We start from the raw sequence: 22,040 nt of genomic DNA on the forward strand, positions 1-22,040 counted from the left end.
AACTCCCCGGCAAGGAAGGGGACTTGGGCGAACACCAACCCCCGGGCGAGGAGCGGCAGTTGGGAGGAGACCAGCTCCTCAAGGTGCTCAACGCGCTGGGCAATCCGCACCGGATGCGGATCGTCGCCGCGCTGGCCGGGGGCCGGAACTACGTCAGCGCGCTGGCCCGCCAGATCGGCATGGGCCGGCCGCTGCTGCACATGCACCTCCAGCGCCTGGAGGCGGCGGGCCTGGTCGTCGGCTCCCTGGAACTGTCCGAGGACGGAAAGGCGATGAGGTTCTACGAACTGGCCCCCTTCCGCTACGAACTGACCCCCGAGACGGTCTCCCGAGCCGCCCCGACCCTCACCGAGGGAGAGAAGGGCGAGAAGGGCGACGGGAGCGGACGGCCCGGCAAGGGCGAGGGCGAGGGCGAGGGCGAGGAGCAGCCCGCCGGGAACCGGGACCGGGACCGGGACAAGAAGCGGACCACGAAACCCGGGCCAACCGGACGGACACAGGAGGAGAGAACATCATGAACGGTACGGACTGGGTGGGAGTCGCCGGTGCCGGCGGGTTCTTCCTCTTCATGATCGTGGCGGTCCGGCAGCTCGCCGCGACCTGGCGGGCCCGGATGCTGGCCGCCCGCGAGGAGCAGTACAAGCAGCTCACGCTCAAGTACGCCCAACTCCTGGAGGACAGCGTCGAGATCCAGCGCCGCTCCATGGAGGAACTCACGCAGGCCAGGCTCTCGATCGCCTCGATGGAGAAGATGATGCGCGAGATCGAGTGAGCGGCCGGGGGTGATCCGACGTCCTCGGCGGGCGGCACCGGGAGGGCGGCGCGCCCGGTGGCTCGTCCTCGCCGCCTGGCTGATCCGGCAAGACGGTCCGGTTCGAGTGCGAGGCGAAGGGGGCGCAGGGACGCAGGGGGCGCAGGGGGCGCAGGGACGCAACACGAGCCCGGACGACTTCGCTCCAGGGCTTACGGAGCCGAGGTGATGCCCCCGGCATGAGCGGCGGCTCGCCCCTGCCGCACACCCGTTCCCGTACTCGCCCACCCGTGCCCGTCACACTCTCCCCGCCTCATACGTCACTGGTGCAGAGAGACGGAACCAAGCTGATCTGACCGGGAGAGCGACTCCCGGCCGAGCGACTTTGGAGAAGCCATGACGTCACCCATCCTGGTCACCGGTGGCACCGGCACCCTGGGCAGCCACGTCGTACCGCTCCTGCGCGAAGCAGGCCGTGACGTGAGGATCCTCAGCCGCCACCCCAAGGAGAGCAGCCCGGGCATCGAGCATGTCAGCGTCGACCTGCTCAAGGGCGAGGGGATCGAGCCCGCGCTGAAGGACGTCGAGATCCTGCTGCACCTCGCGGGCGGCCCCAAGGGCGACGACAAGGCGACCGCGCATCTGATGGCCGCCGCGAAGAACTCCGGCGTCAAGCACGTCGTCTACATCTCCGTGATCGGCGCGGACCGCGTCCCGGTTGCCTGGCTGAAGCAGCAGCACGGTGCCGAGCAGGCCATCATCGACTCCGGGCTGCCCTGGACCATCCTGCGTGCCGCGCAGTTCAACGACCTGATCCTGACCGTGGTCGAGAAGATGACCAAGATGCCGGTGGTCCCCTGCCCGGGCGGGCTGCGCTTCCAGCCGGTCGACTCCCGCGAGGTGGCCGCCCGCCTCGCCGATCTGACCCTCGGCACGCCGCAGGGCATGGTGCGCGCGCTGGCGGGCCCGAAGGTCTACGGCATGCGCGAGCTGGCCACCAGCTACCTCCAGGCCCGCGGCAAGAAGCGCCCGATGATGGGGATGCGGATGCCCGGCAAGGCCGGCAAGGCCTACCGCGCGGGCGAGAACCTGGCCCTGGAGGGCAACGACGTCGGCAAGCGCACCTGGGAGGAGTTCCTCGCGGAGCGGGTGAGCTGAGCCGTCCGGGGCCCAGGCGGGCGCCGGGCGCCGTACCGGAACCGGAAGCCGTACGAGTGCCGGAAGCCGTACGGGCGTCAGGGGCCGTGAGGGCGTCAGGAGCCGTACGGGAGCCCGCGGCCATACGGGAGTCTGCGGCCGTACGGGAGTCTGCGGCCGTACGGGCGGGCCCGCGGTGGACGCGGGCCGATGGCGGATCCGCGCATGGCCGGGCCCGGCGCCTCCCCCTGCGGGGCGGTGCCGGGCCCGGCCTGTCTCCGAACGTGCGGGGTGGTGCTCAGCGCCTCAGCGGCCGTAGCCCTGGTCGTCGTGGTGGTCCTTGCCGCCGTGGCGGTCGATGTCACCGTTGACGCAGACGTTGCCCGCGGCCGGGTTGAGCGCGGCGATGACGTTGACGCTGTTGCCGCAGACATTGACCGGGATGTTGATCGGCACCTGCACCACGTTGCCGGAGAGCACGCCCGGGGAGTGCGAGGCGTAGGCCTCGGCCTCGGCGCCCGAGTCGGCGGTGGCGGCGGTGGCGCCACCGATCAGCGCGGCACCGGCCGCGACCACGAGACCGGCGCTCTTGATCACACGGAACATCTCTGATTCCTCACTTCTCGATTTCTCGATCGCTTCTTCTCGGCTGCGGGTTCCGCCACCGCGGCCCGTACGGACCGGATCCGCGCGGGCGGCGGTGCGAACCTGCGGTTGCTGTCGTCATTCGCCGGTCAGGAGGGGCGGGATTGGCCGCACGGGGGACGGCAACCCCATCGGATGAACCCGCGGCCACCAAGTGGACGAAGCGGGACGGAAGCTGACGTATCGGCAGACCGGGCGGCCGTGGCCGGGACCGCATCGGGCGGGCGGGAGGCGGCGGTTGACAGATTCACACCAATCCGCCGCGGGACCGGGACCGAATACCCGCTGTCAGAGGTACCACCGCGCGCCCGGCCCGGGACGAGCCGGACGCATCCTCAGCATCGAGGTGCATTTCCGTGACAGGCCACCGCACAGCCCGCCTCTCCGCCTTCCTGGCGCTGCCCGCCGCCCTGACCCTCGCCGCCGCCGCCCCCGCCCTCGCCCACGAAGGACACGGCGGGCACCAGGAAGCCGCCGCGGCGAAGGGCTCGCAGGCGTACCAGATCGACCTGGAGCAGCTGAACGACTCGGGCGCCTCCGGCACGGCCATGCTCAGCCTCGACGGCACGAAGCTCACCGTGAAGATCGAGGCCTCCGGCCTGGTACCGGGCCAGCCGCACGCCCAGCACATCCACGGCTCCACCGACGGCCACGACTTCCACTGCCCGGACGCGAGCGCCGACAAGAACGGCGACGGCATCACCACCACCGCCGAGGGCCTGCCCGCCTACGGCGACATCAACATCTCGCTGACCACCAAGGGCGACACCTCCAAGGACAGCGGTCTCGCCGTCGACCGGATGCCCGCCGCCGACAAGGACGGCAAGGTCTCGTACGAGCGCACCCTGACCGTCTCGCAGGACGTCGTGGACCACATCAAGGACCTGCACGTCGTCCAGCACGGCATCGACCCGAACGGCAACGACAAGTACGACTTCGGCAAGGGCAAGAGCGAACTCGACCCGAAGCTCCCGCAGGAGGCCACCGCCCCCGCGGACTGCGGCATGGTCAAGGGCGCGGCGGTCGGCTCGATGCCCTCCGGCGGCGTCGAGACGGGCTCGGGCGGCACCCAGGGCATCGAGTCCCCCGGCCTCCTCGCGGGCGGCGGCGCGGCCCTGCTCGCCGCGGCCGGACTCCTCGCCGTGAACCGCAGGAACCACCAGCGCACCGCCGAGGCCCGCACGGACCGCCACTGAGCACGGCGGCGGAGAGGCCGAGGGGCTGAGGGCCGAGAGGCCGAGGGCGGGGGCCGGGAACGAGCGGCGAGCGAGCGTTGAGGGACGGGTGAGCAGGGATGCCGGAGATACCGGAGCGGCCGGAACCGCCGGACATACCGGAGCAGTCGGAGCCGCCTGGGATACCGGAGCCGCCTGGAATACCGGGGGCGCCGGAGACACCGGGGCCGTCAAAGGCGCGTGAGCCCGGGCCCGCTCGCCGCGGTCCCCGGCGGCGGCTGGTGCTCGCGCTGGCCCTCGCGCTGCTGGCCGCCGGTGGCGGACTGCTCGCCCTCGGGCTGCGGGACCAGCAGCCCGCCCCGCCCGAGGCGGTCGACAAACCCGGGGCCACCGTCACCGTCCCGGGCTCCCCCGGCGGCGAGTCCGGGGAGCCCGGTTCGCGGGACCCCGCTCCCGGCCGCTCGTCCACGGCGCCGGAACCGGAGGGGAAGCGGACGCCGCCGCTGCCGTCCTCGCCGCCGGTCCGGGTCAGCGTGCCCAAGCTGAAGGTGTCCTCCTCGCTGGAGAGCCTCGGCCTGGACAGCAGCCGGGCCATGGAGACGCCGCGCGACCCGGCCAGGGCGGGCTGGTACCGGCCGGGTCCGGCGCCCGGCGCGCAGGGCCCGGCGGTGATCGCCGGGCACGTCACCTGGGACGGCGCGCCCGCGGTCTTCTTCCGTCTGGCGGACCTCGACCCGGGCGACCGCGTGGACGTCGCGCGCGAGGACGGCCGCACCGCCGAGTTCACCGTCGAACGCGTCGCCCGCTACACCAAGGCGAAGTTCCCCACCATCGAGGTCTACCGGAACCTGGACCACGCCGGGCTGCGCCTGATCACCTGCGGCGGCACCTACTCGGAGGCCGACCACCGCTACGCCGACAACGTCGTGGTCTACGCCCGGCTGACCGGCAGCCACTCCTGAGCGCGCCCCCGGGGTGTGCGGCCGAGGGCTGCCGTACACCCCGGGGGCGCTGTGCGTCGTTCCGGGTGCCTCAGCGGCGGGCGAGCCGCCGTTCGCCGCCGCTGCCGGTGGCGTACGGCAGCGCGTAGTGGGCGAAGACGGCGGGCTCCTCGGTGGCGAGGAGTTCGCCGTCGGTGTCGATCGAGGGGGCCTCGCGGACGAGTTTGCGGTCGTACGGCACCTTCACGTAGACGGGGCCTAGGACCGCCTCGGCCAGCGGGACGAAGACCAGCTTGCGCTGGAGGGGCAGGCCGACCGTGACGGTCGCGAAGGAGGGCTCGTCGGTGGCCGTGTCCACATAGACGGCCTCCAGGGTGCCGATCTTCTTGCCGTCGGAGTCGACCACGTCGTAACCCCGCCACTCCCGGATGTCCCCGGCATGCACCATGATGTCCGCTCCTACGGTTCTCGATGGGTTCTCGACCGCTGCCCGGTCCTCGGCCCGGGCTCTCGGCTCTCGACGGCTCCCGGTCTTTCCCGATTTCCGGCCCGTTTCCGGGCACTCCGAATTTCCCGGATACCCCGGATCGCCCGGATCACCCTGCTTCGCTGGATTTCCCGGTCATCCCGGCTCTCCCGGCGCCGCGCCCCCGCCGGAGGCGCCCGGTACGCGGATGCGCCGGCCGGTGACGCGTTCGGCGGGCAGGGCGATCCACTGGGGGCGGTCGCCGCCGGCCCAGGGCGCCGAGAACTCGGCGGCGTCCCAGGCCCGTACCTCCGCCTCCTCGGTGACCTCGTGGGCCGTGCCGGTGACCAGGACGCTCCAGCCCTCGCTGCGCGCCTCGTCGAGGTGGTCGGCCTCGAAGGCGGCCTCCTGCCCGGCGACGGCGGTGAGCGGGCCGCCGCGCTCGGTGCGGAAGGCCACCGTGCGGTCCCGGACCGTGTAGTTGACGACGGCGATGGCGGGCGCGCCCTGTCGGGTCACCGCGATCCGGCCGACCCCGTGCCCGCCGAGCAGCGAGAGGCTCTCGGCGGCCGAGAGGACGAGGAGTTCGGGGTGGTGCCCGGCCCGGCCGATCCCGGCGGGGAGTTCGGCGGTGCCGCCGACCAGCTCGGCCACCGAGGTGCGCAGCACGTGCGCGAGCCGCAGCAGCAGCCCGGAGCTGGGCCGCGCCGAGTGGTCCTCCAGGTACTGGAGGTAGCCGGGCGCCGAGCCCGCCCGCTCGGCCACCGCCTCGCGGCTGAGGCCCAGCGCCTCGCGGCGGGCCCGGACCCGGCGGCCCAGATCGCTCCGGCTGGGGGCGGACGCCTCATCCGGCGCTCCGGCGTGCGCGCCCGCGCGGGGCGCTTGGCCCCCGCTCGGTGTCTGCTCTGTCACGTGCCTGCTCCCCGGTGCGTCTCGCCTTGGCGGCCCCGGGGAACCGAGGCCCCGGCCGCCCTCACCACCTTGGGGCCTCGCCGCCGCGGGCGCCTGCGGAGGACCGCCGGGCGGGCGGGTGCCCGTCACCCGTACGACGGAAGAAATTTCCGGTACGGCACCGGAAATTCCCCCCTCCGCGTCCGGCGGCCGGCGCGGAGAGGACCGCCCCCGAGTCGCCCCGGCCGCCGCTGACCTGCGGCAGAGGGAGGCGGGTGTTCCGCGGGCGGGTCTCCGCGCCCGCGGAGAAGAATGCGGCGCCGCCACGGGGACGTGCTACGCTCGCCGGGTTGCAGTTTTGGTACCCATGAACTTTATGTGCGCCTGACAGGACTATCCCTTCGGGCGCATTATTTTGTTTTGCCGGTGGACACCACGGATCCGGAAGTCTCTTCCGTACCGAGTGGCCGTTTCCGGAGTGGGGCTCAATGCGGCGACGAGGAATCCGTGAAGTGCGGATTTTCGACACTGCCCCATTCAGGAGAATGACATGGCTACTGGAACCGTGAAGTGGTTCAACTCGGAAAAGGGCTTCGGCTTCATCGCGCAGGACGGCGGCGGCGCCGACGTCTTCGCCCACTACTCGAACATCGCCACCTCGGGCTTCCGTGAGCTCCAGGAGGGCCAGAAGGTGACCTTCGACGTCACCCAGGGCCAGAAGGGCCCGCAGGCGGAGAACATCCTCCCCGCCTGATCCAGGCTCGGTGGTTTCCGCGGGATCCGCTCCCGCGTGAACGGGGCCCGCACCTTCGTGGTGCGGGCCCCGTTTCCGTTGTCCGGGTGTCCGGCTGTCCGGCGGGCACTGCCGCCCGCCGTCCGCGCGCCGGGCCGGATCCGCGGCCCGGCGCGCGCCGGCCTCAGAGCTTGTGCAGACGCGTGTACGGGCTGGCGACCCGCACCTGGGTCGCACCGAAGTCGACGAGCAGAGCGACCTGGTCCTCGACCTGCAGGACTCGGCCCAGGCCGAACTGGTCGTGGGAGACCCGGTCGCCGAGCGCGAACTCCTTGACGGGGGAGGCGACGGGGGCTTTGAAGGGGCTGGTGGACAGGTGGCGCCGCGGCGCGGAGGGCTTCGTCATCGTGCCTTCCAGTATGCGCCGCCGCGGGCCCGAAGGGTCCGGTCCGCGGGCTGCAGATTGGACACGACGCCCGGGCGGCGGCCCCCGCGGGGCGAGCGGCGGGACCCCCGCGACGCCGTCCCCGCAGGCCCGCGCCCCGCAGCCCCCGGCCGCCCACAAGGTGCCGTCCCCCCGGGAGCCGTGCTGCCATGGGAGGACTCCCGGTGCGCCGCGGGAGGACTCCGGCGAAGGGAGACGGGCATGGCAGTGGCCCTGTCCCGCCACCTCGCTGCGGTGCGCGCGGTGGTCCTGGACACCGACGGGGTGCTCACCGACTCCGCCTGGCTGCACGCCGCCACCTGGAAGACCGCCTTCGACGCCTGCCTGCGGGCGGCCGGTGACCCGCGCCCCTTCGACGCCGTCGAGGACTACCGCCGCTACGTGGACGGCAGGTCCCGCCTCGACGGGGCCACCGCCTTCCTCGGCTCCCGGGACCTCGGCCTGCCGCCGGGCGCCTCGGACGCGGCCCCCGGCACCGGCTCGGTCGCCGCGGTCGCCGCCCGCAAGGAGCAGCTCCTGCGGGAGCGGCTGCGCGGCCCCGGCGTCCCGGCCTACCCCGGTTCGGTGCGGCTCCTGAAGGCGCTGTACGTCGCCGGGGTGCCCTGCGCCGCGGTCTCCGCCTCCCGGCACGCGCGGGAGTTCCTCGCCGGGGCGCGGCTGCGCGGACTGCTGCGCGAGACCGTGGACGGCGAGGAAGCCCGGCGGCTCGGCCTGCCCGGCAAGCCGGACCCGGCGCTCTTCCTGGAGGCGGCCCGCCGACTGGGCGCGGCGCCGGGCGAGTGCGCGGTGGTGGAGGACGCCCTCGCCGGGGTGGCCGCGGGGCGGCGCGGCGGCTTCGGCCTGGTCGTCGGGGTGGACCGCGCTCTCGGCCCGACCAGCGCCGCCGAACTGCGCGAGCACGGCGCCGATCTGGTGGTGACCGACCTGGCCGCCCTGCTCGACCCGGATCCGCCCCGGCCGGGGAGCGGCTGACGGTGCCCGCCTGGACCTGGACGTACGAGGGCTACGACCCCGCCGAGGAGACGCTGCGGGAGTCGATCTGCACGCTGGGCAACGGCGTCTTCGCCACCCGCGGGGCCGCCTCGGAGACCCCGGCGGGCGAGGTGCACTACCCCGGTACCTACGCGGCGGGCGTCTACAACCGGCTGACCTCCCGCGTCGGTCAGGGCCCCGCGGCCAGGGAGGTGGAGAACGAGGACATGGTCAACCTCCCCGACTGGCTGCCGCTGCGCTACCGGATGCGCCCGGCCGGGGCACCCCCCGGCGACTGGCTCACCCCGGACGGCCCGGAACTGCGCCGCCACCGCCAGACCCTGGACATGCGCCACGGCACCCTGACCCGGGAGACGGTGTACGAGGACGGGGCCGGGCATCGGCTGACGGTGCGTCAACTCCGCTTTGTGCACATGGGGGATCCCCATCTCGCCGTCCAGCGAACCGAGTTCACCCCCGAGGGCTGGTCGGGGACGCTGGAGGTGCGCAGCGGGATCGACGGCGGGGTACGCAACGCGGGCGTGCCCCGCTACCGCGACCTGGCGGGCCACCATCTGTGCGACTGGCGCACCGGCACCGCCGCCGAGGACACCGTCACCCTCGGCTGCCGCACCAACGCCTCCGGCATCCACCTCGCCCTGGCCGCCCGCACCCGGGCCGGAACCCACGTACCGGGCACGCCGGTTGAGGGAAACGGGGGCAACGGCGGCGGGTGGAACGGCAACCGGCGTACCCGGGCGGTGGCCTCGCCGGTGCCCGCGGAGGCGGTGCGGACCGTCACCGGTGAGCGGGGGGCATTCCAGGAGCTCTCGCTGCCGGTACGGGCGGGGGTCACGGTCTTCGTGGACAAGACGGTCGCGCTGTCCACCGGGCGGGAGCGGGCGGCGGAACAGGACCGGGAGGCCGCCCGACTGGCCGCCCGGGCAGCCGACTTCGGGGTGCTGCTCGCCGCGCACCGGCGGGCCTGGGAGGGCCTGTGGCAGCGCACCCCGCTGGAGGTGCGGGGCCGGGCCGGACGCATCCTGCGGCTGCACCGCTTCCACCTCCTCGGGACCCTCTCGCCGCACACCGCCGCCCTGGACGCGGGCGTACCGGCGCGGGGGCTGCACGGCGAGGCCTACCGGGGCCATGTCTTCTGGGACGAGCTGTTCGTGCTGCCCTACCTCAACCTGCACTTCCCCGAGGTCTCCAGGGCGCTGCTCGGCTACCGGTACCGGCGGCTGCCCGCGGCCTGCCGGGCGGCGCGGGAGAAGGGGCTCGACGGGGCGATGTTCCCCTGGCAGAGCGGCAGCGAGGGGCGCGAGGAGACCCAGGAGATGCACCTCAACCCGCGCTCGGGCCGCTGGCTGCCGGACCACTCCCGGCTCCAGCACCATGTGGGCTCCGCCGTCGCGTACAACGTCTGGCGGTACTGGCAGTCCACCGGCGACCGGGACTTCCTGGTCACGCAGGGCGCGGAGATGCTCTGGGGGATCGCGCGCTTCTGGTCCTCGCTGGCCCGCTTCGACCCCGGGCTCGGCCGCTACCGGATCCGCGGGGTGGTCGGCCCCGACGAGTACCACGACGGCTACCCGGACGCGCCGCTGCCCGGCCTCGACGACAACGCGTACACCAACGCCACCGCGGCCTGGGTCCTCGCCCGCGCCCGCGAGACCTACGCCCTGCTGCCCGACCGCGAGCGCCGACTCCTGTGCGAGCGCCTCGACGTGACCGAGGCGGAGCGGGCCCGGTGGGAGGAGGTCTCACGGCTGCTCCACCTGCCGCACCACGAGGGCGTGATCAGCCAGTTCAGCGGCTACGAGAGGCTGGCCCCGCTGGACTGGGAGGGGCTGCGCGCCCGGTACGGGGACATCCGGCGCCTGGACCGGATCCTGGAGGCGGAGGGCGACAGCCCCAACCGCTACCAGGCCTCCAAGCAGGCCGATGTGCTGATGCTCGGCTACCTCTTCCCGCCCACCGAACTCGCCGCCCTCTTCACGCAGTTGGGCTACGAACTCGACGAGGCGCGGTGGCACCGCACCGTCGACTACTACCTGGCCCGCACCAGCCACGGCTCCACCCTGAGCGCGGTGGTGCACGCCTGGATCCTGGCCCGCGCCCGCCGCGCCGAGGCCTGGCGCTACTGCGAGGAGGCCCTCGCCGGGGACGTGGCCGACCTCCAGGGCGGCACCACCGGCGAGGGCATCCACCTGGGCGCGATGGGCGGCACCCTCGACCTGGTCCAGCGGGGGCTGCCGGGCCTCGAAGTACGCGACGGGGCCCTGTGGTTGGCGCCCGCGCCGCTGCCCCAGCTCTCCAAGTTCGCGATCGGCTTCCGGCTCGCGGAGTACGGCGAGGTGAAGCTCCGGCTGCGCAGGAACCGCGTCCAGGTCGCGCTGTCCGCCGCGAGCCCCCGCCCGCTGCGGGTGCGGGTCGGCCGCCGCGAGATGCTCGTGGAGCCGGGGACGGCACCCTGGGTGGAGGTCAACGGGCGCTGAGAGAACGTGACTTGGGGCCGCCCCGCAGCGCCGCGTCCCTCACTGCCGCGTCCCTCACTGCCGCGTCCCTCGCTGCCGCACTCCTCGGCACCGCGCCCCTCAGCACCGCACCTCTCGGCGCGGCACCCGCCGGCGCCCGGCGCTCACTCCTCCCCCGTCTCGCCCTCCAGGTTGCCCTCGGTCTCCAGGTACACCTGGCGCAGCGCTTCGAGCACGGCCGCGTCCGGCTTCTCCCACATGCCGCGCGACTCGGCCTCCAGGAGGCGTTCCGCGATGCCGTGCAGGGCCCAGGGGTTGGCCTCCTGGAGGAAGGCGCGGTTGGCCGGGTCCAGGACGTAGGTCTCGGTGAGCTTGTCGTACATCCAGTCGGCGACCACGCCGGTGGTGGCGTCGTAGCCGAACAAGTAGTCCACGGTGGCGGCGAGTTCGAAGGCGCCCTTGTAGCCGTGGCGGCGCATCGCCTCGATCCACCTGGGGTTGACCACCCGGGCGCGGAAGACCCGGGAGGTCTCCTCGACCAGGGTGCGGGTGCGGACCGTCTCGGGGCGGGTGGAGTCGCCGATATAGGCCTCGGGGGCGGTGCCGCGCAGGGCGCGGACGGTGGCCACCATGCCGCCGTGGTATTGGAAGTAGTCGTCCGAGTCGGCGATGTCGTGCTCGCGGGTGTCGGTGTTCTTCGCGGCCACCGCGATCCGCTTGTACGCGGTCTCCATCTCCTCGCGGGCCGGGCGGCCGTCGAGTCCGCGGCCGTAGGCGTAGCCGCCCCAGACCGTGTAGACCTCCGCGAGGTCGGCGTCGGTGCGCCAGTCCCGGGAGTCGATGAGCTGGAGCAGGCCCGCCCCGTACGTACCGGGCCGGGAGCCGAAGATGCGGGTGGTGGCACGGCGTTCGTCGGCGCCCGCCGCGAGGTCGGCCTGGGCGTGGGCGCGGACGTGGTTGTGCTCGGCGGGCTCGTCGAGGGAGGCGGCGAGGCGTACCGCGTCGTCGAGCAGGCCGACGGTGTGCGGGAAGGCGTCCCGGAAGAAGCCGGAGATGCGCAGCGTGACGTCGATCCGCGGGCGGCCCAACTCCTCGTAGGGGATGGGCTCCAGGCCGGTCACCCGGCGGGAGGCGTCGTCCCAGACCGGGCGGATGCCGAGCAGCGCGAGGGCCTCGGCGATGTCGTCGCCCGCGGTGCGCATCGCGCTGGTGCCCCACAGCGAGAGGCCGACCGAGACGGGCCAGTCGCCGTTGTCGGTGCGGTAGCGCTCCAGGAGGGAGTCGGCGAGGGCCTGTCCGGTCTCCCAGGCGAGCCGGGAGGGGACCGCCTTCGGGTCCACCGAGTAGAAGTTGCGGCCGGTCGGCAGGACGTTGACCAGGCCGCGCAGCGGGGACCCGGAGGGCCCGGCGGGCACGAAGCCGCCGTTGAGCGCGTGCACCGCGTGGTCCAGCTCGGCGGTGGTCGCGGCGAGCCGGGGGACGACCTCGCGGGCGGCGAACTCCAGGATGGCGACCACCTGTTCACCGTGCCCGGCGCCCGCCTCGGCGGCCGCGGCCGGGTCCCAGCCCGCCGCCTCCATCGCCTCGACCAGGGCGCGCGCCTGCGCCTCGGCCGCGTCGGCGGTGGTACGGGTCGCCGCCGACTCATCCAGGCCGAGCGCCTCGCGCAGTCCGGGCAGGGCCGTGGTGCCGCCCCAGATCTGACGGGCCCTCAGCACCGCGAGGACCAGGTCGACATGGGCGCCCCCGGCGGGCGGACTGCCGAGGACGTGCAGCCCGTCGCGGATCTGGGCGTCCTTGACCTCGCAGAGCCAGCCGTCGACGTGCAGCAGGAAGTCGTCGAAGCCGTCGTCGTCGGGGCGGTCGTCGAGGCCGAGGTCGTGGTCGAGCTTCGCGGCCTGGATCAGGGTCCAGATCTGGGCGCGGATGGCGGGCAGCTTCGCCGGGTCCATGGAGCTGATCTGGGCGTACTCGTCGAGGAGTTGCTCAAGGCGGGCGATGTCGCCGTAGGACTCGGCGCGGGCCATCGGCGGGACGAGGTGGTCGATCAGGGTGGCGTGCACCCGGCGCTTGGCCTGGGTGCCCTCGCCGGGGTCGTTGACCAGGAAGGGGTAGACGAGCGGCAGGTCGCCGAGGGCGGCGTCGGGGGCGCAGGCCGCGGAGAGCCCGGCGTTCTTGCCGGGCAGCCACTCCAGGTTGCCGTGCTTGCCGAGGTGGACCATGGCGTCCGCGCCGAAGCCGCCGTCGGCGGCCGGGGCGGCGATCCAGCGGTAGGCGGCCAAGTAGTGGTGCGAGGGCGGCAGATCGGGGTCGTGGTAGATCGCGATCGGGTTCTCGCCGAAGCCGCGCGGGGGCTGGATGACGATCAGCAGGTTCCCGCGCCTGAGGGCCGCGAGCACGATGTCGCCCTCCGGGTTGGCGCCGCGGTCCACGAACATCTCGCCGGGCGGCGGCCCCCAGTGCTCCTCGACGGCGGTGCGCAGCTCCTCGGGCAGGGTGGCGTACCAGCGCGTGTAGTCGGCGGCCGGGACGCGCACCGGGTTCTTGGCGAGCTGCTCCTCGGTGAGCCAGTCCTGGTCGTGGCCGCCCGCCTCGATGAGCGCGCGGATCAGCTCGTCGCCATCGCCGGAGACCAGGCCGGGGATGTCCTCCTCGGGCCCGAAGTCGTAGCCCTCGGCGCGCAGTCGGCGCAGCAGGGCGACCGCGCTCGCGGGGGTGTCGAGGCCGACCGCGTTGCCGATCCGGGAGTGCTTGGTCGGGTAGGCGGAGAGCACCAGGGCGAGGCGCTTCTCGGCGGCCGGTACGTGCCGCAGGCGGGCGTGGCGCACCGCGATCCCGGCGACCCGGGCGGCGCGCTCGGGGTCGGGGACGTAGGCGGGCAGCCCGTCCTCGTCGATCTCCTTGAAGGAGAAGGGGACGGTGATCAGCCGGCCGTCGAACTCGGGCACCGCGATCTGGGTGGCCGCGTCCAGCGGGGAGACGCCCTCGTCGTTCTCCTCCCAGGCGGCGCGGGAGCCGGTCAGGCACAGCGCCTGGAGGATCGGTACGTCGAGTCCGGCGAGCGCGCCCGCGTCCCAGGCCTCCTCTCCCTCCCGTCGCCCGCCACCGCCCTCGGAGGAGGCGCTACGCGCCAAGCCGCTCTCTGCCGCGGAGGCCTCGGCGGGCTTGGTGCCCCCGGCCGCGAGCACCGTGGTCACCAGCGCGTCGGCGGTGCGCAACTCCTCGATCAGCTCCGGCTCGGGCACCCGCAGCGAGGCCACGTACAGGGCCTTCGCGGTGGCGCCCGCCTCCTCGATCGCGCCGCACAGGGCGTCCACGAAGGCGGTGTTGCCGCTCATGTGGTGGGCGCGGTAGTAGAGGACGGCGACCGTGGGGCGGGTACCCGCGGTGCCGGGAACCGCCCGCGGAGTGCGCTCCAGCGGGCCCCAACTCGGCGCCGGGGCAGGCGGATCGAAGCCGTGGCCGGTGAGCAGCACGGTGTCGGAGAGGAAGCGGGCGAGCTGGCCGAGGTTGGCCGGGCCACCGTGCGCGAGGTAGGCGTGCGCCTCGGCGGCGATGCCGACCGGGACCGTGGAGGCCGCCATCAGCTGGGCGTCCGGGGCCTGTTCACCGGTGAGCACGACCACGGGGCGGTCGCCCGCGAGCAGGATGTCCAGGCCCTCCTGCCAGGCGCGGACGCCGCCGAGCAGCCGGACCACGACCAGGCCGGTGGCCGCGAGCAGCGCGGGCAGCTCGTCCAGGGGCAAGCGGGAGGGGTTGGCGAACCGGTAGCGCACCGGGCCCTCGGCGGCGCGGGCGCTCAGCAGGTCGGTGTCGGAGGTCGACAGGAGCAGGATCCCGCCGGGGCCGTCCGGGGCGGGGGCCTCATGGCCGCTCGCGGAGGGCTCGCGGATCTCGTCGGCGGTCTCGCGGGGCTGGTCCTCGGGCGCGTGCGGCATGCGGCGTCTGGCCTTCCTCGGGGTGTCCACGCCCCGGGCTGGTGTCGGACGGCGGAGTTCCTGACTCGCCCGGGGACCGGGCTCACAGTGGCGGGACCGTGCCGGATTCGCACCGGCTTCCTCGCGTCGGGGCCCGTCTTCCGCTTGCGGTCGCCGGGCCCGTTGCCGTCGACGGACCAGTCGGCCCGCCGCAGGCATAGTAAGTCCCCGGTGGCCGACTTGTCGGTGGGGCCTTCGTCACCGCACCCCCGGGCGCCGGGCGCGGGTTCCGGCCGCCGAACGGGCCAAAGCCGCCGGTCGGGGCCGTGGGTATGCTCGCCGCCATGCCGCCCCTTTCGACACCTTCCTCACGTACGGGCGAGGCTCCCGCCAGGACACGGGGCGACGCCTGCCCCGGCGCGCTGCGCCTGCACCGCGCGGACGACGGCTTTCTGGCCCGACTCCGTTTGCCCGGTGGGGTGTTGACGGTGCGTCAGGCCGAGGTCCTGGGCACCGCCGCCGAGCGGCTCGGGGACGGGAGCCTGAGTGTCACCTCGCGCGGCAACGCCGAGCTGCGCGGGCTCGACGGCGGCTGCGGCGCCGAACTGGCCGCCCTGCTGCACGAGGCGGGACTGCTCCCCTCCGAGCGGCACGAGCGGGTACGCAATATCGTCGCCTCCCCTGCCGCCGGACTCGACCGACTCGGCTTCGCCGACGCCCAGTTGTGGGCCCGCGAGCTGGACGCGCTGCTGTGCGCCGAGGACTGGACCGCGGCCCTCTCCGGCCGCTTCCTCTTCGCCCTCGACGACGGCCGCGGCGATGTCCGCACCCTCGGCGCCGATGTGAGCTTGCTCGCAACTCCCGCCGACGAAGCCCTCGTACAGGCAGGAAACCGGTCATTCCGGATCCCGGCCACCGCGGCCCCCCGCGCGGCCCTCGCCGCCGCCCGCGCCTTCCTCACCGCGGCCGAGACGGCGGGCAACGGCGCCTGGCGGGTCCGGGACCTGCCGCCCGGGCAGGAGCCGCCGCTCGGGGAGTGCCTGCGGGCGGCGGGGATTCCGGCACGGGCGGTGGAGGGCGCGGGGGCGGCTGCCGGGTCCGGGGCGGTGGACGAGGACGGGGCTGTGCACGAAGACGGGCCCGCGTACGAGGTCGGGCCGTACGGGAATGGCTCCGAGTACGGGAACGGGTCGGCGTACGAGGACGGCTCGGCGTACGGGAACGGGTCCGAGGCGGTGGCGTGCGGGAGTGGACCCGCGGCGGCGGTCCACGAAGCCCAGGCACCCGGAGCCGCGAGCGCCGGTCCCCTGCCGGGAATCCTGGAGGCCGCCGACGGCAGCTGCACGGTGGTCGCCGGGGTGCCGTTCGGGCGGCTGGGCCCGGCGCAGTGGCGCGCGCTGCTGTCCGCGCCCGCGCGCGAGCTGCGGCTCACGCCCTGGCGCTCCGTACTGGTGCCCGGCCTCACCCGCCGCGAGGCCGGGGAACGGCTCGCCGCGCTGGCCGCCGCCGGGCTGACGACCGCTCCCGACTCGCCCTGGCTGCACGTGGGCGCCTGTACCGGCCGCCCCGGCTGCGGGAAATCCCGGGCGGACGTCCGCGCGGAGGCGCTGCCCGCGCCCGGCCGGGGACTGCCGGTGTACTGGTCCGGGTGCGAGCGGCGCTGCGGTCACCCGGCGGGCGACTTCGTCGACGTCCTCGCCCGCGCGGAGGGGGCGTACGAGGTGAGCGTGCGCCGGAGCGGCCTGCCCGACCTGCGCTGCACGGTGCCGGAGACCGAGGACGGGCTCCGCGGGGCGATCACCTCGGTCCGCACCGTGCGCCGGAGCGCGCCCCCGCCCCGTACCCCCGCGCCCCGTACCCCCGCGGCGGCCTCCCGTACCCCCGCGGCGGCACCCCCACCACCCACACCCCCGGGCCCTCGCGCCGAGGACCGGGGCTTCGAGATGAGCGAGAGCACCGTGTTCGAGTACGAGAAGGACGGCGCCGAGATATACCGCCGCTCCTTTGCCACCATCAGGGCCGAGGCGGATCTCGCGGGGCTGCCCGAGGACGTCGGCCGGGTCGCGGTGCGGATGATCCACGCCTGCGGGATGACCGACCTGGTCGCCGATCTCGCCCACTCGCCGCGGGTGGTGGCCCGCGCCCGCGAGGCGCTGCGCGCCGGGGCGCCGATCCTGTGCGACGCGCAGATGGTCGCCTCCGGGGTGACCCGCAGGCGGCTGCCCGCGGACAACGAGGTGCTCTGCACCCTCTCCGCCCCCGAAGTGCCCTCGCTCGCCGCCGAGTTGGGCACCACCCGCAGCGCCGCCGCCCTCGAACTCTGGCGGGAGCGCCTGGACGGCGCGGTGGTCGCGGTCGGCAACGCGCCGACCGCGCTCTTCCGGCTCCTGGAGATGATCGCCGAGGGGGCGCCCCGGCCGGCGGCCGTCATCGGCGTACCGGTCGGCTTCATCGGCGCCGCGGAGTCCAAGGACGCCCTGGCCGCCTCCCCGCTCGGCCTGGAGTACCTGGTGGTCCGCGGCAGGCGCGGCGGCAGCGCGATGGCCGCCGCCGCCCTCAACGCGATCGCGAGCGAACAGGAATGAGCGGGGGGCGAGCAGGCGTGAGCGGTGGCGGCGCGGACGGATCCACGGAGACCGCGGAAACCGCGGAGACCAGAGATACCGCGAAGCCCGGGGAGACCAGGCAGACCAGGCAGACCGAACAGGGCGGCGCAGTACGGGAGTTGGGGGAGCCGCAGGCCCGCACCGGCAAGCTCTACGGTGTGGGACTCGGCCCCGGCGACCCCTCGCTGCTGACCCTGCGCGCGGTGGAGGCCATCGCGGAGGCGGACGTGGTGGCGTACCACTCGGCGCGGCACGGGCGCTCGATCGCCCGCCGGATCGCGGACCGGCATCTGCGGCCCGAGCACATCGAGGAGCGGCTGATGTACCCGCTCACCGTGGAGACCACCGACCACCCCGGCGGCTACCGCGGCGCCCTCGACGACTTCTACGAGGAGGCCTCCGCCCGGCTCGCCGCCCACCTGGACGCGGGCCGCACGGTCGCCGTGCTCGCCGAGGGCGACCCCCTCTTCTACGGCTCCTACCAGCACATGCACAAGCGCCTCGCGCACCGCTACCCGACCGAGGTGATCCCCGGCGTCACCTCGCTCAGCGCGGCGGCGGCCCGGCTCGGCGCACCGCTCACCGAGGGCGAGGAGACGCTGACCGTCATCCCCGGCACGCTGCCGGAGGAGGAGCTGACCGCCCGGCTCGCGGCGGCCGACTCCGCGGTGGTGATGAAGCTGGGGCGCACCTTCCCGGCCGTGCGCCGGGCGCTGGAGCGCACGGGCCGTCTGGAGGAGGCGCGTTATGTGGAGCGCGCCACCATGGACGGCGAACGCACCGGCGCCTTCACGGACATCGACCCCGACTCGGTGCCCTACTTCTCGGTGGCCGTGCTGCCGAGCAGGGTGGCCCCGCTGCCGGAGCAGCGGCCCTCGCCGGTGCCGCGCGAGCGGGGCGAGGTGGTGGTCGTCGGCACCGGCCCCGCGGGCGCGCGCTGGCTCACCCCGGAGACCCGGGGCGCCCTCGCCGCCGCCGACGACCTCGTCGGCTACACCACCTACCTGGACCGGGTGCCGCGGCGCCCGGGCCAGCGGCGGCACGGCTCGGACAACAAGGTGGAGTCCGAGCGCGCCGAGTTCGCCCTCGACCTGGCCCGGCGCGGGCACCGGGTCGCGGTGGTCTCCGGCGGCGACCCGGGCGTCTTCGCGATGGCCAGCGCCGTACTCGAAGCCGCCGCCCAGGACGCCTACACGGACGTACCGGTGCGGGTGCTGCCCGGGGTGACGGCCGCCCACGCCGCGGCCGCCCGGGTCGGCGCGCCCCTCGGCCACGACTACGCCACCCTCTCCCTCTCCGACCGCCTCAAGCCCTGGGAGGTGATCGCGGCCCGGCTGGCCGCGGCGGCCTCCGCGGACCTGGTCCTCGCGCTCTACAACCCCGGTTCCCGCAGCCGGACCTGGCAGGTCGGCAAGGCCAAGGAACTGCTCCTGGAGCACCGGGCCCCGGACACCCCGGTGGTCGTCGCCCGCGACATCGGCGGCCCCGGGGAGTCGGTACGCGTCCTGCGCCTCGCCGACCTCGAACCCGCCGAGGTCGACATGCGCACCCTGCTCCTCGTGGGCTCCTCCCGGACCCGGGTCGCGGACCGGGGCGGGTTGGCGGCGACCGGGGCGGACGGCCCGATCACGCGCGCGGTGTGGACGCCGCGGTGGTATCCGGAGGGGTAGGACACCCTCCCCCGGGCGGACTCTCCCGGGCGGCCCCCTCGGGCGGCCCCCTCGGGCGCCGTCCTCGGGCGCTGTCCTCGCGTGGGCTCGCCCGCCTCTCGTACGGCTCGGCCTCGCGTATGCCCCGCTCGGACAACTCGTGGAGTCCCGCGGCGAGTTGGGGGGCGGGCTTACGGCAGCGGCAACTCACCTGCTTTCGCGGCGAGTTGCCGCCTGAAGCGGGCTCAGGGTGCCAGCAGTCCGTCCAGTTCGGCAGCGAAGAGCCGGTCGGGGTCCAGGCCCATCCCGTCGAAGTGGCCCGCGAGTTCGAGGGAGAGCACGCCGTGCAGCCGGGTCCAGAAGGACAGGGCGCGGCGCAGCGCGGCGGGCGGGGCGGGGTGGCCCGCCGCCCACTGCCGGTGGTCCGCGAGGTGGGTCTCGAAGGGGGTCGCGGGGCGGTCCGCGGGCGGCGCGGGGCAGGCGTCGAGCAGGGTCCTCATGATCTCGTCGGCGATCGCGGTGATGTCCTCGGGCGCGTGGTAGCCGGGGACGGGCGTGCCGTACACGAGGAAGTACCGCTGCGGGTCGGCCAGCGCCCACCCGCGCAGGGCGTGCGCGATCCGGGCGAGGGGGGCGGTGGCGTCCTCGGCCCCGCGGGAGGCACGCCCGGCCTCGCGGGAGGCGTCCGCCCCCGGCCCGCCTCCGCTGCCGGCCCCGCTCCCAGCGGGCTCCCCCTCTCCGGTCCCGTACGCGAGGCGGACGGTGTCGGCGAGGCCCCGGTAGGCGTCCCGGATGAGCGCGGTGATCAGGTCGTCGCGGCTGGCGAAGTACCGGTAGAGGGCGGGCCCGCTCATGCCCATCTGCTTGGCGATCGCGTTCAGCGAAAGCGCTGACGCCCCCGCCTCGGCCATCTGCTCCCAGGCCCGCTCCTTGACCTCGGCCCGCACCTGGCTGCGGTACCGCTCGCGAGGACTCTCCGTACGAGAACTCTCCGTACCCGGTGTGCCCGGCCCGGCCATGCTCCGCCCCTCTCCCTGCTCGCCGCCGGAGGGATGCCCGGCGGGCGCGAGTTAGAGGCTATCACTCGCGTTATTGACTCTCGGCGATCCCGAGTTATACATTCTTACTAAAGCGAGGAGCGATAACCGATCGCCCAGCCGAAGCAGCGACCCCGTCCACGACGGGGCGAAGGAGACCGCCATGACCGCAGAAGGATCCGCCGCGCAGACAGCCGGGCCCGCCCCGCACACCGAGGAACTCGTCGAGGTCGTCCTGCCGGGCAAGGTCGAGCCGGAGGGACTGGAGATCCGGTACGGGGCCGTGCCCGAGCCGGGCCCTGGCCAGGTGCTGGTCCGGATGGAGGCGACCGGGGTCTCCTTCGCCGAGCAGCAGATGCGCCGCGGCCGCTACTTCGACCAGCCGCCGTTCCCCTTCGTCCCCGGCTACGACCTGGTCGGCCGGGTGCAGTCCACCGGCGCGGGCGTCGACCCGGCGCTGACCGGCACCCGGGTGGCCGCCCTGGTCAAGACCGGCGGCTGGGCCAGCCATCTGCCGGTCGACGCCGCCGACGTGGTGGCGGTGCCCGAGGGCATCGGCGCCCCGGAGGCGGAGACCCTGGTGGTGAACGGCATCACCGCCTGGCAGATGCTGCACCGCAGGGCCCGGGTCCGCGCCGGGGGCACCGTCCTGGTGCACGGCGCCAACGGCGGTGTCGGCTCGGTCCTGGTCCAACTCGCCCTGGCCGCGGGCGCGAAGGTGATCGGCACCGCCTCCGCCCGCCACCACGAGGCCCTGCGCGCACAGGGCGTGACCCCTGTCGACTACCGCGCCGGAGACGTCGCCGCCCGGGTCCGCGCGCTCGCCCCCGAGGGGGTGGACGCCGTCTTCGACCACCTCGGCGAGCGGAGCGCGGTCGACTCCTGGGGACTGCTCGCCCCCGGCGGCACCCTGGTCTGCTACGGCAGCGCCGCCACCCGCGACGCTGAGGGCTCCCAGCAGTGGCCGATCCTCCGACTGCTCGGCCGGGTGTGGCTGTGGAACGCCCTGCCGAACCGCCGCCGCGCCTGCTTCTACAACGTCTGGGCCGGCCGGGCGCTTGCCGGGAACCGCTTCCGGGCCCGCCTCCGCGCCGACCTCGGCCAGGTCTTCGGAGCCCTCCAGCGCGGGGAGATCACCCCCCGGATCGCCGCCCGGCTCCCCCTCGCCCGCACCGCCGAGGCCCTGCGCCTCGCGGAGTCGGGGACGGTGGCGGGGAAGGTCGTCCTCGTCCCGTAGCCGATACGGCGCAACTCGACGACGTACGAATGGTGTTGAGCGGGATTACCCGCCCCCGTGACTCAACAGGCCGATGCGACAGACCTCTTGAGCACCCGTCAATCACTTGCCCGTCAATCACCGGCACGCACACCGCGGTCGAGGAACGGCGCGCTACCGCGCCCCCGGGATCTCACCCGTCGTGACGATGGTGTGCGCGACATCCCGGAGCTTGACGTTCCGCTGCTGAGAGCTCTCCTTGAGGATGTCCCAGGCCTGGTCGCCGGTGACCTTGTAGCGCTCCATGATGATGCCGAGGGCCTCCCCGATCTCGCTGCGGGTCTCCATCGCGGTGTGCAGCTGGGCGGTGCTGCGCGCGCTGGAGAGGGCGACCGCGGCGTGGGAGGCGAGTATCCAGCCGGCGTTCTCGGAGAGGTCGGTGAAGGCGCGGGGCCTGGAGGAGTACATGTCGAGCGCGCCGAGCGTCCCCTCCTCGGTCCACAGCAGGAAGCCCATCATGCTGCCGACCCCCAGCTTCCGCGCCCGGGGGGCGTAGCGCGACCAGCGGGACTGGCTCTCGTTCATGTCCGCGATGCGGTACGCCTCGTGGAGCTTGCGCGCCGCGTCGAAGCAGGGCCCCTCGCGCTCCTCCTCCTGGGCGCGGTCGGAGGCGACCACCAGATCGCTGCTGGCCGCCAGGGTGCGTACCTCGGCCTGCCGGTCCAGCTCCAGGATGCCCGCCTCCTCGCAGCCCTCCACGAGGTCCACGGCATGCCGGACGATCTCGTCGAGGGTGCTCTGCACGGTGGGCTGTGCCAGCAGGATCCGGGACATGCGCGCCACCGCGACCGCCAGCTCTTCCCCAGTGCGCTGCTCTCCCATGGCCCTCTCCCGATTCGCCGTCGACACAGCACCTCGGGCACCAGCCTTTCACGCCGCCTTCACCGCATCCACGCGGTGGGTCTCCTTCGGCGCCGGGCGG

Annotated in this window: 18 protein-coding genes, 1 pseudogene and 1 riboswitch; of the genes and pseudogenes, 12 read left to right on the forward strand and 7 right to left on the reverse strand. The window is 74.3% G+C overall.

The window, feature by feature from the left end; genetic code table 11:
- Positions 1-113 precede the first annotated feature (113 nt).
- The 3 genes from HFV08_RS06675 to HFV08_RS06685 all read left to right on the forward strand — a co-directional run bounded on the left by HFV08_RS06675 (position 114) and on the right by HFV08_RS06685 (position 1,909).
- A complete protein-coding gene (locus tag HFV08_RS06675; protein WP_376770576.1) occupies positions 114-518 on the forward strand; it encodes an ArsR/SmtB family transcription factor in 405 nt (134 codons plus the stop codon).
- The gene (locus HFV08_RS06680; protein ID WP_168536798.1) at positions 515-772 is read left to right on the forward strand and encodes a hypothetical protein; all 258 of its coding nucleotides are present in this window, start codon (positions 515-517) and stop codon (positions 770-772) included. Before HFV08_RS06675 ends, HFV08_RS06680 begins: the two co-directional genes overlap by 4 nt.
- Before the next feature lie 375 nt (positions 773-1,147).
- Positions 1,148-1,909 carry an SDR family oxidoreductase gene (locus tag HFV08_RS06685; protein WP_168536800.1) on the forward strand — a complete coding sequence of 254 codons (762 nt, stop codon included), beginning with the start codon at positions 1,148-1,150 and terminating at the stop codon, positions 1,907-1,909.
- A 285-nt stretch (positions 1,910-2,194) separates the two neighbouring features.
- Here the strand turns inward: HFV08_RS06685 and HFV08_RS06690 are convergent, their stop codons facing one another.
- Positions 2,195-2,494, reverse strand: coding sequence for a chaplin (locus HFV08_RS06690; protein WP_168536802.1), 300 nt, complete (start codon positions 2,492-2,494; stop codon positions 2,195-2,197).
- Between the two features lie 395 nt (positions 2,495-2,889).
- Here HFV08_RS06690 and HFV08_RS06695 point away from each other — a divergent pair, with 395 nt between their 5' ends.
- Positions 2,890-3,729 (forward strand): GVDTG sorting domain-containing protein, encoded by an 840-nt coding sequence (locus HFV08_RS06695; RefSeq protein WP_168536804.1) that lies wholly within the window; start codon positions 2,890-2,892, stop codon positions 3,727-3,729.
- A 257-nt stretch (positions 3,730-3,986) separates the two neighbouring features.
- A complete protein-coding gene (locus tag HFV08_RS06700; RefSeq protein ID WP_168537175.1) occupies positions 3,987-4,670 on the forward strand; it encodes a class F sortase in 684 nt (227 codons plus the stop codon).
- A gap of 70 nt (positions 4,671-4,740) precedes the next feature.
- Here the strand turns inward: HFV08_RS06700 and HFV08_RS06705 are convergent, their stop codons facing one another.
- Together HFV08_RS06705 and HFV08_RS06710 are read right to left on the reverse strand one after the other, a co-directional pair.
- Positions 4,741-5,097, reverse strand: coding sequence for a PRC-barrel domain-containing protein (locus HFV08_RS06705; protein WP_168536806.1), 357 nt, complete (start codon positions 5,095-5,097; stop codon positions 4,741-4,743).
- Positions 5,098-5,271: 174 nt separating this feature from the next.
- Positions 5,272-6,027, reverse strand: a complete 756-nt coding sequence (locus HFV08_RS06710) for a helix-turn-helix domain-containing protein (protein ID WP_168536808.1) — start codon at positions 6,025-6,027, stop codon at positions 5,272-5,274.
- Positions 6,028-6,556: 529 nt separating this feature from the next.
- Between HFV08_RS06710 and HFV08_RS06715 the strand changes: the two genes are divergently transcribed.
- On the forward strand, positions 6,557-6,760 hold the full coding sequence (locus tag HFV08_RS06715) for a cold-shock protein (RefSeq protein ID WP_040250848.1): 204 nt from the start codon (positions 6,557-6,559) through the stop codon (positions 6,758-6,760).
- 163 nt (positions 6,761-6,923) lie between these two features.
- Here the strand turns inward: HFV08_RS06715 and HFV08_RS06720 are convergent, their stop codons facing one another.
- Positions 6,924-7,145 (reverse strand): hypothetical protein, encoded by a 222-nt coding sequence (locus tag HFV08_RS06720; protein ID WP_168536810.1) that lies wholly within the window; start codon positions 7,143-7,145, stop codon positions 6,924-6,926.
- Between the two features lie 240 nt (positions 7,146-7,385).
- Between HFV08_RS06720 and HFV08_RS06725 the strand changes: the two genes are divergently transcribed.
- Together HFV08_RS06725 and HFV08_RS06730 are read left to right on the forward strand one after the other, a co-directional pair.
- Positions 7,386-8,156, forward strand: a complete 771-nt coding sequence (locus HFV08_RS06725) for an HAD family hydrolase (protein WP_168536812.1) — start codon at positions 7,386-7,388, stop codon at positions 8,154-8,156.
- Positions 8,157-8,158: 2 nt separating this feature from the next.
- Complete coding sequence (locus HFV08_RS06730; RefSeq protein ID WP_376770570.1) at positions 8,159-10,654, forward strand: glycoside hydrolase family 65 protein; 2,496 nt, start codon at positions 8,159-8,161, stop codon at positions 10,652-10,654.
- 143 nt (positions 10,655-10,797) lie between these two features.
- On the opposite strand, the gene cobN is transcribed toward HFV08_RS06730, so the two are convergent.
- Complete coding sequence (gene cobN / locus HFV08_RS06735; RefSeq protein ID WP_246341558.1) at positions 10,798-14,571, reverse strand: cobaltochelatase subunit CobN; 3,774 nt, start codon at positions 14,569-14,571, stop codon at positions 10,798-10,800.
- A gap of 54 nt (positions 14,572-14,625) precedes the next feature.
- A riboswitch (cobalamin riboswitch) is annotated at positions 14,626-14,694 on the reverse strand.
- 200 nt (positions 14,695-14,894) lie between these two features.
- Between cobN and HFV08_RS32490 the strand changes: the two are divergent.
- The 3 genes and pseudogenes from HFV08_RS32490 to HFV08_RS06750 all read left to right on the forward strand — a co-directional run.
- Positions 14,895-15,164 (forward strand): annotated as a pseudogene (locus HFV08_RS32490) (ferredoxin-like domain-containing protein); the annotation flags it as partial.
- Between the two features lie 1,329 nt (positions 15,165-16,493).
- Positions 16,494-17,135 carry a precorrin-8X methylmutase gene (locus HFV08_RS06745; protein WP_168537181.1) on the forward strand — a complete coding sequence of 214 codons (642 nt, stop codon included), beginning with the start codon at positions 16,494-16,496 and terminating at the stop codon, positions 17,133-17,135.
- 140 nt (positions 17,136-17,275) lie between these two features.
- Positions 17,276-18,826, forward strand: coding sequence for a precorrin-2 C(20)-methyltransferase (locus HFV08_RS06750; protein ID WP_246341583.1), 1,551 nt, complete (start codon positions 17,276-17,278; stop codon positions 18,824-18,826).
- A gap of 224 nt (positions 18,827-19,050) precedes the next feature.
- Here the strand turns inward: HFV08_RS06750 and HFV08_RS06755 are convergent, their stop codons facing one another.
- Positions 19,051-19,824: a TetR/AcrR family transcriptional regulator gene (locus tag HFV08_RS06755; protein ID WP_246341559.1), complete on the reverse strand. Its 774-nt coding sequence runs from the start codon at positions 19,822-19,824 to the stop codon at positions 19,051-19,053.
- A 181-nt stretch (positions 19,825-20,005) separates the two neighbouring features.
- On the opposite strand from HFV08_RS06755, the gene HFV08_RS06760 reads away from it, so the two are divergent.
- Positions 20,006-21,079, forward strand: a complete 1,074-nt coding sequence (locus HFV08_RS06760) for a medium chain dehydrogenase/reductase family protein (RefSeq protein ID WP_168536816.1) — start codon at positions 20,006-20,008, stop codon at positions 21,077-21,079.
- Positions 21,080-21,232: 153 nt separating this feature from the next.
- On the opposite strand, the gene HFV08_RS06765 is transcribed toward HFV08_RS06760, so the two are convergent.
- The gene (locus HFV08_RS06765) at positions 21,233-21,940 is read right to left on the reverse strand and encodes a GAF and ANTAR domain-containing protein (protein WP_168536818.1); all 708 of its coding nucleotides are present in this window, start codon (positions 21,938-21,940) and stop codon (positions 21,233-21,235) included.
- Positions 21,941-22,040 lie beyond the last annotated feature (100 nt).

Origin of the sequence: Streptomyces physcomitrii, from assembly GCF_012273655.1 — a bacterium.
GTDB lineage: Bacteria > Actinomycetota > Actinomycetes > Streptomycetales > Streptomycetaceae > Streptomyces > Streptomyces physcomitrii.

Bases quoted from the DNA above. Each gene is read 5' to 3' on its own strand.
- HFV08_RS06745 (WP_168537181.1), top strand. From the start codon at position 16,494: ATGAGCGAGAGCACCGTGTTCGAGTACGAGAAGGACGGCGCCGAGATA.
- HFV08_RS06755 (WP_246341559.1), bottom strand. From the start codon at position 19,824: ATGGCCGGGCCGGGCACACCGGGTACGGAGAGTTCTCGTACGGAGAGT.
- HFV08_RS06715 (WP_040250848.1), top strand. From the start codon at position 6,557: ATGGCTACTGGAACCGTGAAGTGGTTCAACTCGGAAAAGGGCTTCGGC.
- HFV08_RS06685 (WP_168536800.1), top strand. From the start codon at position 1,148: ATGACGTCACCCATCCTGGTCACCGGTGGCACCGGCACCCTGGGCAGC.
- HFV08_RS06760 (WP_168536816.1), top strand. From the start codon at position 20,006: ATGACCGCAGAAGGATCCGCCGCGCAGACAGCCGGGCCCGCCCCGCAC.
- HFV08_RS06765 (WP_168536818.1), bottom strand. From the start codon at position 21,940: ATGGGAGAGCAGCGCACTGGGGAAGAGCTGGCGGTCGCGGTGGCGCGC.
- HFV08_RS06680 (WP_168536798.1), top strand. From the start codon at position 515: ATGAACGGTACGGACTGGGTGGGAGTCGCCGGTGCCGGCGGGTTCTTC.
- HFV08_RS06690 (WP_168536802.1), bottom strand. From the start codon at position 2,494: ATGTTCCGTGTGATCAAGAGCGCCGGTCTCGTGGTCGCGGCCGGTGCC.
- HFV08_RS06720 (WP_168536810.1), bottom strand. From the start codon at position 7,145: ATGACGAAGCCCTCCGCGCCGCGGCGCCACCTGTCCACCAGCCCCTTC.
- HFV08_RS06705 (WP_168536806.1), bottom strand. From the start codon at position 5,097: ATGGTGCATGCCGGGGACATCCGGGAGTGGCGGGGTTACGACGTGGTC.
- cobN (WP_246341558.1), bottom strand. From the start codon at position 14,571: ATGCCGCACGCGCCCGAGGACCAGCCCCGCGAGACCGCCGACGAGATC.
- HFV08_RS06725 (WP_168536812.1), top strand. From the start codon at position 7,386: ATGGCAGTGGCCCTGTCCCGCCACCTCGCTGCGGTGCGCGCGGTGGTC.
- HFV08_RS06675 (WP_376770576.1), top strand. From the start codon at position 114: ATGCGGATCGTCGCCGCGCTGGCCGGGGGCCGGAACTACGTCAGCGCG.